Origin of the sequence: Hamadaea sp. NPDC050747 (assembly GCF_040654195.1) — a bacterium.
GTDB lineage: Bacteria > Actinomycetota > Actinomycetes > Mycobacteriales > Micromonosporaceae > Hamadaea.
The window spans coordinates 70,258-87,525 of sequence record NZ_JBFAHM010000022.1 but is presented as its reverse complement, the minus strand read 5'-3'; the positions used below and the strand labels follow the sequence as shown (position 1 = coordinate 87,525).

Sequence of the window (17,268 nt, the reverse complement as noted above, 5' to 3'; positions counted from 1 at the left end):
TCACGCAGGTCCGGCGGAGCAGTCATCCGGCGGATCCGCATCCGCGCCCCGGCCTCGTCGATCAGGTCGATCGCCTTGTCCGGCAGATACCGATCGGAGATGTACCGGTCAGCCAGATTCGCCGCCGCCACCAGCGCCGCATCCGTGATCGTCACCCGGTGGTGCGCCTCGTAACGATCCCGCAGACCCTTCAACATCTGTATTGCCACGTCGAGCGACGGTTCGTCGACGCGTACGGGTTGGAAGCGGCGTTCCAGAGCACCGTCCTTCTCGAACGACTTGCGATACTCGTCCAGCGTGGTCGCGCCGATGACCTGCAGTTGCCCGCCGGTCAGCATCGGCTTGAGAATGTTGGCCGCGTCGATCGCGCCCTCGGCCGCGCCCGCCCCGACCAGAGTGTGGATCTCGTCGATGAACAGGATGATGTCGCCGCGCGTGCCGACCTCTTTGACCACCTTCTTCAGGCGCTCCTCGAAGTCACCGCGGTAGCGGGAACCGGCCACCAGAGCACCCAGGTCCAGCGTGTAGAGCTGCTTGTCCTTGAGCGTCTCCGGCACCTCGCCCTTGACGATCTTCTGCGCCAGGCCCTCGACCACGGTCGTCTTGCCGACGCCCGGCTCACCGATCAGCACCGGGTTGTTCTTCGTCCGGCGGGACAACACCTGCATGACCCGCTCGATCTCCCGGTCGCGTCCGATCACCGGATCGAGCTTGCCCGCGCGCGCCGACTGGGTGAGACTGCGGCCGAACTGATCCAGCACGAGGCTGCTCGCCGGACCGGCGTCGGCCGTCCCCGCCGGATGCGTCCCCTCTTCGTAGCCGGACAACAGCTGGATCACCTGCTGGCGTACGCGATTGTGCTCGGCGCCCAGCCGGGCGAGGATCCGCGCGGCGACCCCTTCGCTGTCGCGTACGAGTCCCAGCAGGATGTGCTCGGGGCCGATGTAGGTGTGGCCGAGCTGCAGTGCTTCCCGCAGGCTCAGCTCCAGCACCTTCTTGGCGCGGGGGGTGAACGGGATCTGCCCGCCGACGGCCGGCCGGCCCGGGCCGACGATCTCCTCCACCTGGCGGCGTACTTCGTCCAGCGAGATGCCCAGCTTCTCCAGCGCCTTGGCGCCGACGCTCTCCCCTTCACGCATCAGGCCCAGCAGGACGTGCTCGGTCCCGACGGTGGTGTGGTCGAGCGTCCTGGCCTCTTCCTGGGCCAGCACCATCACCCGACGCGCCCCGTCGGTGAACCTCTCGAACATGCTCATCAACGCCTTTCTGTCGGCTGATCGGACCGGCGCTGAGTCGGAGCCTCTTGGCCCCGCCGAGCGGGGCACGGGCAGGCGCTCTGCCCGAGGTCTAGGTGTCGGTGGTTACTCGGTGCCCTGGCCGGCCAGCACCAACAGCTCGTGTGGCGGGACGACCAGATCCGAGCCCACCAAGCCGTGCGGGCGGACGGCGTACGCGATCGGCGGCCCGGCCAGTCCCCACATCGCCCCGACGATGGTCGCGGGCCGCCCGGACGTCATCGCCACCCGGGTGCCGGGGACATGACCGTCCTCGCTGACGACGAGCAGGGCGTCCATGATCTGCCGGGCGCCGTCGGTCCGGACCTCCACCAGGTGCGGCGACGAGGGCGTGGCGGTGGCGATCCGCTCCCAGCCCTCGTCGAGCAGCAGGCGTACGGCCCGGTCCAGCTGTGCGCACGCGGTGTCGAGCGCCGTCTCCTCGCCGGACTCCGCTTGCCAGGCCAGATCGATCGCGCTGGGTTCGAGGTCGGGCCGCTCGTCGATGACCACCGCGTACGCCAGCCTGAGCAGCTCCTGCCGGGAAGTGCCGCCGTAGAGGGTTCCGACGCCGGGGCCGCCGTCGCGGGGCGGGAAACGCCGGGTCAGGTGGGCGGCCCGGCCATGGGGGAGGTCGGCGGCCAGCCTGGCGTCCGCGACTCGTTCGGCGAGCGTACGCCCAGCGCGGAGCGCGTCGGCCGGGTAGAGGGTGCGACCCAGATCGGCGCTGGTCGTCCCGGCGGCGAGCCGTCGCGCGGCGACGGTGTAGGAGACTCCGGTGCACGCCGCGTGCAACCGGATGGCACGTTTGCGGGCTCGACCGGGGACGGACTGCCGACGGCGCTGATCCCCGCTCGAACGTGAATCGTCCGAATACGAAGCGGTCGTCTCCGAGTCGTCCGAATGCGGGCCGTTCGCCTGCGAGTCATTCGGATGTGGGCCGTTGGGGTGCGGGCCATTCGGGTGCCGGTCGTCGTTACCGGGCTGAGTGTCATCCATGGCAACCTCCGGCGAGGCCTCACGCTCCTCGCCGAACAGCGACGCGGGCAGCATCGACGGCATTCGGCGCGCTGAGTCGGAGCCTCTTGGCCTCGGGTGACGGACGGCGTGAGCATCCCGTCAGGCTCGGGCAGGCGCACTGCCCAAGGCGAGCATAACCCGTGGTCACCATGGCGCCCTCCGGAGTTACGCGCAGGGCGTACAAAGAGTGCCCATAGTATTGTCATTGCCATATGTCAATATGACGATGCTCACCGAACCTGTCACGGTTTGATGGGAACCCGCTGATCGGGCACGCGGTTCTAATCGCCATGAAGTCAAGATTGTCAATGGCCGAGCTCCAGCCCCACGCAGTGGCACTGTTCCGGGTCGTGGTCAGTCTGTTGTTCACGATGCACGGAGCGGCGTCGTTGTTCGGAATCCTCGGCGGCAATCGTGGCACCGGTGCCACGATTCCTGCCGGGCAGTGGCCTGGTTGGTGGGCGGCGGTCATTCAGCTGGCCGGCGGAGTGCTCGTCCTCCTCGGGCTGGGTACGCGGTGGTCCGCCCTGCTGTGCTCCGGCTCGATGGCGTACGCGTACTTCGTCGTGCATCAGCCGACGGCGCTGGTGCCGCTCAAGAACGGCGGCGAATTGGCCGCGCTGTTCTGCTGGTGCTTCTTCCTCGTCGCGGTGCTTGGTCCGGGGGCCTGGTCGCTCGACTCGCTGCTCGGGGTGCTCCGACGCCGGAGCCGTCCGCTGGTGGCGTAGTCGCCTTCCGGCGCTGAGTGGGGTGCCAATGAAGCCGCCCCACCGGCACATCACCGGTGATTCATGGATTGACATGCGAAGCGGTAACCTGGCAACATTCGCGAAATGCTGGGAGCGCTCCCAGCTACTTTGCAGGAAGGACCGCCCCATGTCCCATGCCTTCCGGCGGATCGGCGGTGCGCTCGGCGCCGCTCTGCTCGCCATCACCTCTGCGACGACCTCGGCGGTGCCCGCCCACGCGGCGCCGGTCGAGCACATCACGAACGGCTCGTTCGACACCGGCACCGACCCGTGGTGGGCGACGGCCAACACCGCGCTCACCGTCGACTCTGGACGGATGTGTGCCGACATCCCCTCGGGCAGCGCCAATCCCTGGGACGTCAGCGTCGGCCACAACGGCGTACCCCTGATCGACGGAGCCGACTACACGCTGCGCTTCTCCGCCTCGGCCAGCGTGGCGACCACGGTCAAGGCCAACGTCCAGCTGAACGAGGCGCCGTACACCGCGGCGCTGTCCCGGGACGTCGCGCTCACGCCCACGGCCCAGACGTTCACCTACACCTTCACCGCCGGAATCGACTCGGCCAACGGCACCCTGACCTTCCAGCTCGGCGCCGCCACGGCGTACACCTTCTGCCTGGACGACGTCTCGCTGTCCAGCGAGGACTCCGGTACCGGCGGCGACGGGCCCGAGCAGGTCGACAACGGCGACTTCGGCGACGGAACCTCCGGCTGGTACACCTACGGCACCACGGGGACCGGCGTGGTCGCCGGACGCCTGTGCACGAGCGTGCCGGGTGGGCTGGCCAACCCGTGGGACGCCGGTGTCGGCCAGAACGACGTGGCACTGCTGGCCGGACACGAATACGCGTTCTCCTTCGACGCCGCCGCCGACCCCGGCGCGACCGTGCGGGTCGTCGTCCAGCTCGGCGCCACGCCGTACACCTCCTACTTCGCCCGCGACATCCCGATGACGGCGGCGGGTGGGCACTTCGCGTACACCTTCACCGCGACCGAGGACACCGACGCCGCGCAGGTCGCGTTCCAGGTGGGCGGCAACACCGCCGCGTACAGCCTGTGCATCGACAACGTCTCCCTGCTCGGCGGCGAGGAGGAGCCGCCCTACGTGCCGGACACCGGCCCGCGGGTCCGCGTCAACCAGGTGGGTTACCTGCCGACCGGTCCCAAGCACGCGACGCTGGTCACCGAGGCGACCACCGCGCTGCCGTGGGAACTCCACAACGGCGCCGGCTCCGTCGTCGCCACCGGCCAGACGACGCCACGCGGCATCGACGCCGCCTCCGGGCAGAACGTCCACACCATCGACTTCAGTGGGTACGCCACGGCAGGAACCGGGTACACGCTGGTGGCCGACGGGCAGACCAGTCACCCGTTCGACATCGGCGCGGTGTATCAGCAGCTGCGCTCCGATTCCCTGCAGTTCTTCTACACCCAGCGCAGCGGCATCGCCATCGACGGTTCGCTCGTCGGCGACCAGTACGCCCGCCCGGCCGGGCATCTGGGCGTGGCCCCGAACCAGGGCGACACGGATGTGCCGTGCCAGGCCGGCGTCTGCGACTACCGGCTGGACGTCCGCGGCGGCTGGTACGACGCGGGTGACCACGGCAAGTACGTCGTCAACGGCGGGATCGCGACGGCGCAGCTGCTCGGCGCGTACGAGCGGACGAAGACGGCGGTGACCGGCCGGTTCGGCGCCGGGCTCGGCGACTCGACGCTGCGCGTGCCCGAACGGGGCAACAGCGTGCCGGACGTGCTCGACGAGGCGCGCTGGGAGCTGGAGTTCCTGCTGCGCATGCAGGTCCCCGACGGTCAGGCGCTGGCCGGTATGGCGCACCACAAGGTGCACGACCGCAATTGGACCGGCCTGCCGTTGCAGCCCCAGGACGATCCGCAGCCGCGCGAGCTGCACCCGCCGTCCACGGCGGCCACCCTCAACCTCGCGGCCGTCGCCGCGCAGGGCGCCCGCTTGTTCGCCCCCTACGACAAGGCGTTCGCCGATCGTGCGCTGGCGGCGGCGAAGAAGGCGTACACGGCGGCGAAGGCCCACCCGGCGATCTACGCCGATCCCAATGACGGCAACGGTGGTGGCTCCTACAGCGACAACGACGTCAGCGACGAGTTCTACTGGGCGGCGGCGGAGCTGTACCTGACCACCGGTGCGGCCGCCTACCTCGCCGACGTCACCGCCTCGCGTCACCACACCGGCGACGTGTTCAGCGCGACCGGCTTCAGCTGGGGCAGCACCGCCGCCCTCGGCCGGCTCGACCTGGCCACCGTCCCGAGCGCGTTGCCGGCGGCGGACAAGTCCCGCGTACGCCAGTCGGTGCTGACGGCGGCCGACGCCTACCTCGCCACGCAGGCCGGTCAGCCGTACGGGCTGCCCATGCCCGGCACGGCGGGTGCGTACTTCTGGGGCGGCAACAGCAACATCATCAACAACGCGATCGTCCTCGCGACGGCGTACGACCTGTCCGGCGTGGCCGCGTACCGAGACGGTGCGGTTCAGGCGATGGACTACATCCTCGGCCGCAACGCGCTCAACCAGTCCTATGTGACCGGTTGGGGCGAGCACGCGTCGGAGAACCAGCACACTCGCATCTACAGCCACCAGCTCGACGCGTCGCTGCCGCACCCGCCCGCGGGCTCGCTCGCCGGCGGTGCGAACGCGGGACTGGACGACCCGTTCGCCCAGCAGTTGCTGGCCGGCTGCAAGCCGATGTTCTGCTACGTCGACGACATCAACTCATACGCGACCAACGAGGTGGCGATCAACTGGAACTCGTCGCTGGCGTGGCTGTCGTCCTTCCTCGCCGATCAGGGCACCGCTCAGCCGACGGGGACCCCGACCTGCCGGGTGACCTACGACAACTACGGTCCCTGGGCCGACGGTGCGGGGTTCACCGCACAGCTGGCGGTCACCAACACGGGAACGAGCACGGTCGACGGCTGGACGATCCGGTTCGCCTTCACCGGTGACCAGAAGATCCGTGAGGCGTGGATGGGCCGGGTGACTCAGTCGGGCGCCGTGGTCTCGGCGGTCAACGAGTCCTACAACGCTCGGCTCCAGCCCGGCGCCACCGCGTACGTGGGCTTCAACGCCACGGTCGGTGGTGCGTACGCGAATCCGAAGCCGTCGTTGGTGACCCTCAACGGGACGCCCTGCGCGGGTCCGTGACCGATTGCCCGGTCGCCGCGTGCGGGCGGCGACCGGGCTCCGCACCGGTCAGGTGTTGTTGGCGAGCGCGACCAGGCGGTCGTAGGCGCCGTTGAAGACGGAGCCGTCGGCGCAGCCGGTGATGCCGGAGGTCGTCCGGCAGTTGGTCGACTGCCAGAAGGTGTAGACGCTCCAGCCCGCCGGGAGGGTGCCCGGGCCGGTGTCCCAGCGGATGATCGACAGCGGGCTCTTCGTGGCGAAGCCGGCGTAGTCGCCGGTGCAGATCTTCCAGAAGGACAAGGTGGTGTGGATGACCGCCCACCGGGTCGTGCGGGCCCGGTACTCGGTGAGGAAGGCGTTGATCCAGTTCACCATGGCGGTCTGGGTCAGCCCGTAGCAGTATCCGCCGGAGAACGGATTGGGTTCGATGTCGAGGGCGGCCGGGAGGGTCTTGCCGTCGGCGGACCAGGCGCCGCCGTTCGCGGCCAGGAAGTCGGCCTGCACGGTCCCGGTGGACAGGTTGGGCCGGGCGAGGTGGTACGCGCCGCGGATGACCCCGGCGTAGTAGGCGGCCGGGTAGTTCGAGTTGAAGGCCGAGTCTTTGACACTGGTGCCTTCGGTCGCCTTGATGTACGCCCACTGGACCCCGGAGTTGTGCACGTTGGTCCAGTCGATGGTGCCGTTCCAGCTGTTCACATCGATCCCCGGAGTGCCGGCGACGGCAGCGGCCTGGGCGGCCGGCGGTGCGTCGACCTCGGCGGCGTCGACGGCGGGCCCAGCGACCAGGGCGCACAGGAGGGCGGCGGCGACGGCCAACGGGATGCTGCGTTTCATGCTCTCCTCCCTCAGGCGCTCAGCAGCGCGGCGGTGCGGTCACGGAGTTCGGGCAGCCGCCCGTACAACACGTCGCCGGGGCATTGCGTGGTCGTGACGTAGTCGCGGTGGCCGACGATCGCGGCGTACGGGTCGAGGCCGTAGGCGGAGCACAGCCACGCGCAGGTCTGGACCAGCGAGCTGAACAGCATCGTCGTGGTGTTCTGGGTGACGTACGTGCCCTCGTTCTCGATGCCGATGGTGTGGCTGTTCTGGTTCGCGGTCTGGGCGCCCACGGCGAGCCGGCCGTTGGCGATCGCGGTGAGGCTCTTGTCGCGTCCCTCCAGGACGTAGCCGCCGCGGCTGATGGTCAGCTGCTGACCGGCGTCGGCCCAGCCGTTGGTGTCCATGTGCAGGTCCTGGATCCAGTGGGACAGCCGCCCGGCCTGCAGCAGCGAGTAGTCGGTCGTGTTCCCGCTGGCGGTGTGGTGCACGACGATGTGGTCGGGCGGTGTGGCGAGCACGGTGATCGGCGAGGAGGGCGGCCGGGCGCTCCACTCGGCGCGGGTGTAGACCCGCGGCGGGGTGACCGCGGCGTAGGAGCGGCGCGCGGGCACCAGCCCGGCCGAGCCGCCGAGGAGCAGCCCGCCGCCGGCCAGCACGAGGGCTCGTCGGCTCAGCCGCACGTGGTTCATCGTTCCTCCCGTTGTCTCGGTGGTGACCGTCTTGTCTTGGTGACGACTGTCGCTCCGGCTGTGCGACGCCGCGGCCCGGAAACGAGACCGGGCCGCGGCATCGGTGCGGGTCAGGCGGTGTTGTTGGCCAGAGCGATCAGTCGCGTGCGGTCGCCGTTCCAGTAGTCGCGGTCGACTGCGCCGCTGATGCCGGAGACGCTGCCGCTGCTGGTGTACTGCCAGAAGCTCCACACCGGAGCGCCCGCGGGCAGGGTGCCGGCCGACGACGCCCATCGGGCGACCCAGAGCGGGTGGTTGGCCCACGGTGCCGTCCAGCTGCCGGTGCAGGTGTTCCACCAGCTCGTCGTGGTGTAGATGACGGCGTACCGGGTGGTCCGGGACTTGTACGTGTTGAGGAAGTCCTGGATCCAGCTGCGCATCCCGGAGGTGCTCAGGCCGTAGCAGTAGCCGCCGCTGTAGGGGTTGGCCTCCAGGTCCAAGGCGGCCGGCAGGGTGCGGCTGTCGGCTGACCATGCGCCGCCGTTGCTGGCCAGGTAGTTGGCCTGCGTCGCGCCGGAGGAGATGTTCGGCCGGGCGAAGTGGTACGCCCCGCGGATGACGCCCGCGTAGTAGGCGTTGGTGTAGTTGGCGTTGAAGGCGGAGTCCTTGTAGCTGGTGCCCTCGGTCGCCTTGATGTACGCGAACTGGATGCCGGCGTTGCGGACGCTCGTCCAGTTGATCGTTCCCTGGTAGTGGGAGACGTCGACGCCGGCGACGGTGGCCGCGGCGGCGGGGTTGGCGCTGAGGATCAGCGTGGTGGCGGTCGTCGCGATCGCGGTGAGGGCCGCGACGGCCAGTCGGCGAATGTTGATCGGATGGGACATGTAGACCTCCCCAGGTCACGCGATAGACACACACCAATGTTGGCGATTGTCGCCTCCTTTTGCAAGGCGGCCAAAGAAAATTTTCATTGAAGATTCGGAGTGCATCGATTAAGTGTGGTGAATGAGCAGCTCGGATGTCGAGGATGGAATGACGTCGGCCCGCGACGGCGCGTCGTCAGCGGCCGTCAGTGCCTTGCCTGGCAGTCAAGATGATCTATTGACTGGGGCAAGATCTTCCGATAGTTTTCCGGTAATGCCCAGACCGTGTGTGAAGCCGGGCCGTTGCACACGCGGTCGATCCAGCCATCGCTGATGGAGGAGACATGGTGTTCATGGCCCGGCGAAACTTTCGTGACCGGTGGGCGGTAGCTGATCCGGTCGAAACGATCCCGTGGTGGCGTCTGGGCCTTCTCGCCCAACCGAGTTCCGCCTGCTGATCAATCTCTCGCTGTGCCGAGTTCCGGGCGCTCGGCTCAGTCCCGTTCGTCCAGATAGGAGGACAATTCCGCATGCCCGCGAAACCCAGGCGGCTGCTCGCGCTCAGCGTGGCCGCCTTACTGATTCCGCTGATCACCGGCGGTGCGCCCGCTCAGGCCGCCCCGGTCACCTTCAGCAGCACTCTCGTCAACCAGAACAGCCGCACGTGCGCCGATCTCCCCAACGGCTCGGCGACCAACGGCACCCAGCTGATCCTCTGGACCTGCTGGGGCGGCAGCAACCAGAACTTCACGTTCACGCCGGTCACGGGAACCACCGACCAGTACGCCATCCACACCGTCACCAACGGCAGTTGCGTCGATGTCAACGGCGCCTCCACCGCGGACAACGCGGCCGTCATCCAATGGACCTGCCACACGGCCACCAACCAGCGATTCCGGCTCCAGGCAGTCTCGGGCGGATTCAACGTCGTGGCCGTGCACTCCGGCAAGTGCATCGTGCCCAGCGGCGACGCGACAGCGAACAACACCGGCCTGGTACAGCTGCCCTGCACCTCCGCGACCAGCCGGACCTGGCAGATCCCGGGATACGACCCAGGGAGCAGCGGTTCGATGTACAGCAACCCGGTGGTCTGGCAGGACTTCGCCGACGGCGACATCATCCGTGTCGGCGACACCTACTACTACACCGCGTCCACGATGCACTACTCGCCGGGCGCACCCATTCTGCGCTCCTACGACCTCGTGCACTGGGAGTACGCCGGGCATGCGGTGCCGTCGCTGGACTTCGGTTCCACCGCCTACAACCTCGTCGGCAGCCGGGCATACGTCAAAGGCATCTGGGCGTCGGCGTTCAACTACCGCCGAAGCAACAGCACCTACTACTGGATCGGATGCGTCGAGTTCAACCGTTCCTACGTCTACACCGCGTCGGCGGTGGACGGCACGTGGACCAAGCGTGCCCAGATCAACAATTGCTATTACGACGCCGGGCTGCTCGTCGACGACAACGACACCATGTATGTGGCGTACGGCAGCAGCACGATCAACGTGGCGCAATTGTCGGCCGACGGTCTCAGCCAGGTGCGTTCGCAGGCGGTCTACACCTCGCCGTCCAGCATCGGCTACATCGAGGGATCGCGCTTCTACAAGCGCAACGGCTCCTACTACATCTTCGTGACCAAGCCGGCCAACGGTCAGTACATCCTCAAGTCCAGCAGCCCCTGGGGGCCCTACGAGATTCGCCAAGTCCTGCTGAACATGCCCGGCCCGGTCTCCGGCGGAGGTGTGCCTCACCAAGGCGGGCTGGTTCAGACGCAGAACGGCGACTGGTACTACACGGCGTTCGTCGACGCGTACCCCGGCGGGCGGATTCCGGTGATGGCGCCGATCACGTGGACCTCCGACGGATGGCCGGTCATCACGACCGTGAACGGCACCTGGGGCAGTTCCTACCCGTCGCCGAACCTGCCCGCGCCGCCGCGTGCGGTCACTCCGATGATCGGCAGCGACACGTTCGCAGCGGCCACCCTGGGACCGCAGTACGAGTGGAACCACAACCCCGACAACACGAAGTGGTCCACCGGCAGCGGTCTTCACCTGTCGACCGCCACCGTCACGAACGACTTGTACGCGGCCCGCAACACGCTGACGCATCGCATTCAAGGGCCGACGTCTACCGCCACGGTCGTGCTCAACTACGGGAGTATGCGTGACGGCGATCGAGCCGGGCTGGCCATGCTCAGGGACTCCTCAGCCTGGATCGGCGTGCGGCGGGACAACGGCGCCACCAGGGTCGTCATGACCAGCGGGCTGAGCATGGACGGCAATTGGAACACCACAAGCACGGGGACCGAAGTGGCGGGAGCCGCTGTCTCCGGTGGCCGGATCTGGCTTCGCGTCAGCGCTGACGTCAATCCCGGATCCGGTCGGCAGGCTCGCTTCGCGTACAGCACCGACGGCGTCACCTTCCAGCCGCTCGGCACGGGCTTCACGTTGAACAACGCCTGGCAGTTCTTCATGGGCTACCGCTACGGCGTCTTCAACTACGCCACCCAGGCGCTCGGCGGCGCCGTCACGGTCGAGCGTCTCGACATCACCACTCCCTGACAGGAGATCTCCATGACACGCCTCTTGGGGCGGCTTCGGCCTGCCCGCACATCGATCCGGCTGCTCGTCGCGGCCGCGGCGACGCTGGCGACGGTGGTCGCCGGAATGGCCGCCAGCTCTGTTCTCGGCTCCGCTTCGGCAGCGGAGACACCGGCTCTCGCGGCGGCGACCGCCGGTTGTGGGCGTAACCCGACCCTCGTGAACGGAACCAACACCATCTCCAGCGGCGGCGTCAACCGCAGCTTCATCCTGCGCATCCCAGCCGGCTACAACAACGCCAACCCGTATCGGCTGATCTTCGCCTACCACTGGCGTGGCGGCACCATGAACGACGTCGCCTCCGGTGGATCCAGCGGCTCCGCGTGGGCGTACTACGGCATGCAGGAGCAGTCGAACAACTCGGCGATCCTCGTGGCCCCACAGGGCTTCAACAACGGCTGGGCCAACAACAACGGCGAGGATCTCGCCTTCACCGACGCCATGATCAGCCGCATCGAGGCTGACCTGTGCGTGGACACGACTCAGCTGTACGCCATGGGATTCAGTTACGGCGGCGGCATGAGTTACGCGATCGCCTGCGCGCGGGCGAACGTCTTCCGTGCCGTCGTCGTCTACTCCGGCGCCCAGCTGAGCGGCTGCAACGGCGGTACGCAGCCGATCGCGTACTTCGGCATCCACGGCATCTCCGACAACGTGCTCAACATCTCGCTCGGCCGAGGTCTCCGCGACACGTTCCTGCGGAACAACGGATGTGCTGCACAGAACGCACCTGAGCCGACGGCCGGCAGTGGACGGCACATCACCACGACCTACTCCTGCCGGGCCGGCTACCCGGTGCAGTGGGCAGCCTTCGACGGTGGTCACGGTCCTGGCCCGGTGGACGGCTGCTCCGGTTGCGAGGACGGCGTCCGGACCTGGACCAAGGGCGAGGCCTGGCGGTTCATCTCACAGTTCGGCAGCACGTCGAGCCCGTCGCCGTCGGTGTCGCCTTCGGTGTCGCCGTCGGGCAGTCGGCAGAACGTGATGGTCGTCGGTGGGGCTTCGGGGCGGTGTGTCGATGTGCCGGGTTCGAGCACGGCGAACGGCACGCAGCTGCAGTTGTGGGACTGCCATGGCGGCACGAATCAGCGGTGGACGTATACGGCGGGCCGGCAGTTGACGGTGTACGGCAACAAGTGTCTGGACGCCAACGGTCAAGGGACGTCGAACGGCACGACGGCGATCATCTGGGACTGCAACGGCCAGGCCAATCAGCAGTGGAATCTCAACGTCAACGGCACGATCACCGGCGTGCAGTCCGGGTTGTGCCTGGACGCGGCCGGAACGGCGACCGCCAACGGCACCAAGATCCAACTGTGGGCCTGCACGGGTGGCGGCAACCAGCAGTGGAGCACACGGAGCTGACACCCCTCGCCGGGGACAGGCGGCCTGGGCGGGCCGCCTGTCCCCGAACCCTCACGAAAGGCAACAAAGTGCGACGTAGTATCCGACTGCGACTGGCCGCGAGCTTCTCGGCGGCCCTGGTAGCCGCCGCGGCGACGGTGGCATTCCTGTCTGTGCCAAGCGCACAGGCGCTCGAGAACGGCGTCGGCCGTACCCCGCCGATGGGGTGGAACAGTTGGAACACCTTCGGCTGCAACATCAACGAGTCCCTCATCCATCAAGTCGTCGACGCCATGGCGAGCAACGGCATGCGCGACGCGGGTTACCAATACGTCGTCATCGACGACTGCTGGTTCAACCCGAACCGGGACGGCAGCGGCAACCTGCATGGCGACCCGAACCGGTTCCCGAGCGGCATGAAGGCCCTGGGCGACTACATTCACGGCAAGGGCTTGAAGTTCGGCATCTACGAAGGCCCATTGGCGAAGACCTGTGCGCAGTACTTCAACTCCTGGCCCGGATCGACCGGAAGTCTCGGGCATGAAGCTCAGGACGCCCGGCAGTTCGCCGCCTGGGGCGTCGACTACCTCAAGTACGACTGGTGCTCGCCGACCGGAACGATCGATGACCAGGTGCGAACCTTCTCGATCATGCGGGACGCGCTGGCGGCCGCCGGCCGGCCGATCCTGTACAGCATCAACTCCAACAGCATCCACTCGAAGACCGGCCCGCAGCGCAACTGGGGCGACGTCGCGAACATCTGGCGTACGACCGAGGACATCACGAACGCTTGGGACACGGGCCAGACCAACGGCTACCCCATGGGCATCCAGAACATCATCAACGTCAACGCTCCACTGGCCGGGTACGCCGGACCGGGGCACTTCAACGATCCGGACATGATGGAGGTCGGCCGGGGCGGCATGTCCGACACGGAGATGCGTACGCATTTCGCGATGTGGTCGATGATGGCGTCACCGCTGATCGCGGGGAACGACGTGCGGTCCATGGACGCGGCCACCCGCACCATCCTGCTGAACCAGAACCTCATCGCGATCAATCAGGACACCCTGGGCCAGCAGGCGACCCAGGTCTCCTTCGACGGCACCCGGCGAGTGTTCGCCAAGCGGCTGTCCAACGGTGACGTCGCAGTGGCCCTGCTCAATCAGGGCAGTAGCACGACGACGATCTCCACCAGCGCTGCGGCGGTCGGCAAGTCCGGCAGCTCGTTCACGCTGCGCGACGCCTGGTCGAACTCGACGAGCACGACCACTGGTGCGATCTCGGCGAGCGTGCCGGGACACGGCGCGGTCGTCTACCGGGTCAGCGGTGGCGGCACCTCGTCGCCTTCGCCGAGCGGGACCGTCACCGTGGTCAGCGCGGCTTCCGGACGATGCCTCGACCTTCCCAACGGCACCACGGCCAACGGCACCCAGCCGGTCATCTGGGACTGCAACGGCCAGACGAACCAGCAGTGGACGTTCGACGGGCTGACGATCCGAGGGCTGGGCAAGTGCCTCGACGCCCCGCTCAATGCGACCGCCGGCGCCAAAGCGCAGATCTGGGACTGCAACGGCCAGACGAACCAGCAGTGGAACGTCAACGCCAACGGAACGATCAGCGGCGTCCAGTCCGGACTCTGCCTCGACGTCAACGGCGGCAACACCGGCAACGGGACGACCGTGATCCTTTGGACCTGCCACGGCGGCACGAACCAGATCTGGACCCGCCGGTAGCCCGGACAGGAGCAGTGCATGGGAACCAAGAAGACATGGCGGTCCGCGACCGCCGCATTAGCACTCGCGACAGCGTTCATAGCGATGCCGGCAGGCGCGGCACACGCGGAGTCCAACGGCGGCGTACGCGTCATGCCGCTCGGTGACTCGATCACCGAAGGCACCCAAGTGCCGGGCGGGTACCGGATCGGACTGTGGCAACGGCTCGCCACCGGCCGATACACCGTGGACCTGGTCGGCTCGCAGTACAACGGCCCGTCGAGTCTCGGCGACCACGACCACGAAGGCCATCCGGGCTGGCGGATCGACCAGATCGACGCGAGCATCACCGGCTGGCTGGCCAGCTACCAGCCGCATACGGTGCTGCTGCACATCGGCACCAACGACGTGCTGCAGAACTACAACGTCAGCACTGCGCCGAATCGGCTGTCGACGCTGATCGACCACATCACCACCGCCGCGCCGAGTGCCGAAGTGTTCGTCGCGCAGCTCATCCCGCTGGCCAACAGCGGGCAGGAGGCGGCGGTACGCACCTTCAACGCCGCGATTCCCGGCATCGTCCAGAGCAAGGTCAACGCGGGTAAGCACGTGCACCTGGTGGACATGCACAGCGCGCTGACCACGGCCGATCTCATCGACGGCGTCCACCCGACGGCCACGGGGTACGACAAGATGGCCGCGGTCTGGTACCAGGCGCTGCTTTCGGTGCCCGGAAGCATCGGCACGCCGGGTAGCGGAGACGGCTGGACGAACGTGGAGATCGTCGGTGCGCAGTCCGGCCGGTGCATTGACGTGCCCGGCTACAGCACCACGAACGGTACGCAGGTGCAGCTGTGGGACTGCCACGGCGGCACGAACCAGCGCTATACGTACACGTCAAGCAAGCAATTGACGGTCTATGGCAACAAGTGCTTGGACGCGTCCGGGCGCGGAACGACTAACGGTACCGCTGTCGTGATCTGGGACTGCAACGGTCAGACGAACCAGCAGTGGAACCTCAACGCCAACGGCACGATCACCGGCGTGCAGTCCGGCCTGTGCCTGGACGCGGCCGGTACCGCCACCGCCAACGGCACCAAGATCCAGCTCTGGAGTTGCCACGGCGGCACGAACCAGCAGTGGAGCACTCGCGCCTGATCCGGGGGCGTGATCGGCAACGGGGGGCGTGCCCGGCACGCCCCCCGTTTCATCAGTCGTTCAGCTCACCGGTAATTCAGCGAGGTGTGAAGTCCTGGTTCGTGCCCGGTGCGTTCTTACACTGCCATTGATCGAGCTGCTGACCGAGCGTGCTGTTGGCGCCGTAGACGTCCAAGCACAGTCCGCTGTTCTGATTCTTGAACGAGTACGAACCGTCGGACTGCTGCACGGGCAGCCACAGGCTGTTCGGCGAGCTGGTCGGCGCCTGCTGGACGATGTTCGGCACTCCGGCCGCCGTCGAGCTGTTGGCGACGGCTACGTCGTAGCCCGAGTGCTGCGCCTGCAAGCGGCCATACCCGCCGGACACAGACACGAACTGGAACTGCTGGTTGGCCTGCCCGCCGCACGTCCACTGGGTGACCGCCGCCCCGGCGGCCGTCGATGCCCCGCTGACGTCGAGGCATAGGCCGTTGTTGCCGATCACGAGCGGGTGGTAGCCCGTCGGATACGCTCCGCCGGACGAGCCGGTGGCGAACTGCCACCAGTTCAGGTTGAACAGGTAACCACTGCCGCCCGTGAACCGCAGGTAGAGGTCGTGCGTACCGGTTGCCCCGTTGGTGGCGCAGGTGACCGTGGACCACGTCTGCCAGCCGCCCGTACCGGGGACGGCGCAGGTCCCCGCGATCGTGCCGGTGGCGCTGTCCAGCCGCAGCTCGATGGAGCCACCGCTGGTTCCGGACGCGACGCGAGCGGTGAAGGAGGACGCGCCGGACCCGAACCCGACGCCCTTCACCTTGATCCAGTCACCGTTCTGAATCCACCCGACGTTCATCCCGCCCTCGCTCGCGGGTTCGGTCTCGACACCGGACTCCCACGCGATCGTCTCGGCCTCCTGCCGCACGTACGGGTTCAGCACGCCGACTTGGGGCGCGCCGGTGGTCGTCATGGTGATCGTCGGGATCGTGCCGTCGGCGTTGTAGCTGAACTTCTCCACGGCGACGGAGCGGGTGTATCCGCCGCCGCTTGGTAGCGCGCCATTGTGATAGAAGAAGTACGAACCCCCGTTGAAGTCGACGAGTCCGGGATGGTTGGTGAAGCTGGCGCCCTGCGTCGGCATGATCGTTCCCCGGTAGGTCCACGGCCCGGTCGGGCCCGGCGCGGTGGAGTACGCGATGAACTCCGAGCAGCACTTGGCGGCGAACACCATGTAGTAGAGCCCATTGCGCTTGTAGAACCAGGGGCCTTCTTCATAGAGCGTCGGCCGGTTCGCGTCGCCCGTACGGGTGCCGAAGCCCGCTGTCGTGAGCGGAATCTGCGTCGGGCTGCCCGAGTAGGAGATCATGTCGGCGTTGAGCCGCACGTACCACAAATGCGGGTTGCCGTAGTAGAGGTAGGCCTGGCCGTCATCGTCGATGTAGACCGTCGGATCGATCTCCGCGTTCTGGATCAGCGGGCGGCCGAGGGCGTCCCGGAAGGGTCCGGTGGGGGAGTCGGCGACGCCCACGCCGATGGCCTGCGATCCGTTGGACATCCGTACGGGGACATACCAGTAGAACTTGCCGTTGCGGTAGACCGCCTGACCCGCCCAGGCGTCGGAGCTCGCCCAGCTGAAGGTGGCCAGGCTCATCGGCGAGCCGTGATCGGTCCAGTTCACCATGTCGGCCGACGACCAGACCCGCCATTCGCGCATGGTGAAGTAGGTGGAGTTGTCTTCGTCGTGGCCGGTGTAGAGGTAAACCCGGCCGTTGTAGACCAGCGGCGCCGGGTCTGCCGTGTAGATGGTCTGGACGATGGGATTGTCGGCCCGGGCCGGGCCGGGGAGTAGGGCGATCGCGGCGAGCAGGGCAACCGCGACGGTGAAGAGTTTTCGCATGGAAGCCGCCTTCGGTAGGCCGGAG

At 67.6% G+C, this 17,268-nt stretch carries 12 protein-coding genes; 6 read left to right on the top strand and 6 right to left on the bottom strand.

Going from position 1 to position 17,268, the window contains the following annotated elements; translation table 11 throughout:
- Together AB0H43_RS37015 and AB0H43_RS37010 are read right to left on the bottom strand one after the other, a co-directional pair.
- A partial coding sequence (locus tag AB0H43_RS37015; RefSeq protein WP_360007759.1) for a Clp protease N-terminal domain-containing protein occupies positions 1–1,250 on the bottom strand: 1,250 nt, incomplete at its 3' end.
- Positions 1,251–1,361: 111 nt separating this feature from the next.
- Complete coding sequence (locus AB0H43_RS37010; protein WP_360007751.1) at positions 1,362–2,069, bottom strand: hypothetical protein; 708 nt, start codon at positions 2,067–2,069, stop codon at positions 1,362–1,364.
- 533 nt (positions 2,070–2,602) lie between these two features.
- Between AB0H43_RS37010 and AB0H43_RS37005 the strand changes: the two genes are divergently transcribed.
- Both AB0H43_RS37005 and AB0H43_RS37000 read left to right on the top strand, forming a co-directional pair.
- A complete protein-coding gene (locus AB0H43_RS37005) occupies positions 2,603–3,022 on the top strand; it encodes a DoxX family protein (RefSeq protein WP_360007748.1) in 420 nt (139 codons plus the stop codon).
- A 148-nt stretch (positions 3,023–3,170) separates the two neighbouring features.
- Complete coding sequence (locus AB0H43_RS37000; protein WP_360007745.1) at positions 3,171–6,218, top strand: glycoside hydrolase family 9 protein; 3,048 nt, start codon at positions 3,171–3,173, stop codon at positions 6,216–6,218.
- Positions 6,219–6,266: 48 nt separating this feature from the next.
- On the opposite strand, the gene AB0H43_RS36995 is transcribed toward AB0H43_RS37000, so the two are convergent.
- From AB0H43_RS36995 to AB0H43_RS36985, 3 genes are all read right to left on the bottom strand, one after another.
- Positions 6,267–7,031, bottom strand: a complete 765-nt coding sequence (locus tag AB0H43_RS36995) for a GH25 family lysozyme (protein WP_360007742.1) — start codon at positions 7,029–7,031, stop codon at positions 6,267–6,269.
- An 11-nt stretch (positions 7,032–7,042) separates the two neighbouring features.
- Entirely contained in the window at positions 7,043–7,705 is a 663-nt protein-coding gene (locus AB0H43_RS36990; protein ID WP_360007740.1) for a peptidoglycan recognition family protein, read from the bottom strand.
- Positions 7,706–7,815: 110 nt separating this feature from the next.
- A complete protein-coding gene (locus AB0H43_RS36985; protein WP_360007737.1) occupies positions 7,816–8,568 on the bottom strand; it encodes a GH25 family lysozyme in 753 nt (250 codons plus the stop codon).
- A gap of 509 nt (positions 8,569–9,077) precedes the next feature.
- On the opposite strand from AB0H43_RS36985, the gene AB0H43_RS36980 reads away from it, so the two are divergent.
- The 4 genes from AB0H43_RS36980 (at position 9,078) to AB0H43_RS36965 (ending at position 15,370) form a co-directional block, all read left to right on the top strand.
- Positions 9,078–11,114: a family 43 glycosylhydrolase gene (locus AB0H43_RS36980; protein ID WP_360007735.1), complete on the top strand. Its 2,037-nt coding sequence runs from the start codon at positions 9,078–9,080 to the stop codon at positions 11,112–11,114.
- Positions 11,115–11,219: 105 nt separating this feature from the next.
- Positions 11,220–12,518, top strand: a complete 1,299-nt coding sequence (locus AB0H43_RS36975) for a ricin-type beta-trefoil lectin domain protein (RefSeq protein ID WP_360007756.1) — start codon at positions 11,220–11,222, stop codon at positions 12,516–12,518.
- Positions 12,519–12,718: 200 nt separating this feature from the next.
- Positions 12,719–14,233, top strand: coding sequence for a ricin-type beta-trefoil lectin domain protein (locus AB0H43_RS36970; protein ID WP_360007753.1), 1,515 nt, complete (start codon positions 12,719–12,721; stop codon positions 14,231–14,233).
- Between the two features lie 18 nt (positions 14,234–14,251).
- The gene (locus AB0H43_RS36965; protein ID WP_360007732.1) at positions 14,252–15,370 is read left to right on the top strand and encodes a ricin-type beta-trefoil lectin domain protein; all 1,119 of its coding nucleotides are present in this window, start codon (positions 14,252–14,254) and stop codon (positions 15,368–15,370) included.
- Between the two features lie 76 nt (positions 15,371–15,446).
- Here AB0H43_RS36965 and AB0H43_RS36960 read toward each other — a convergent pair whose 3' ends face one another.
- The gene (locus tag AB0H43_RS36960; RefSeq protein ID WP_360007729.1) at positions 15,447–17,243 is read right to left on the bottom strand and encodes a family 43 glycosylhydrolase; all 1,797 of its coding nucleotides are present in this window, start codon (positions 17,241–17,243) and stop codon (positions 15,447–15,449) included.
- Between the last annotated feature and the right edge of the window lie 25 nt (positions 17,244–17,268).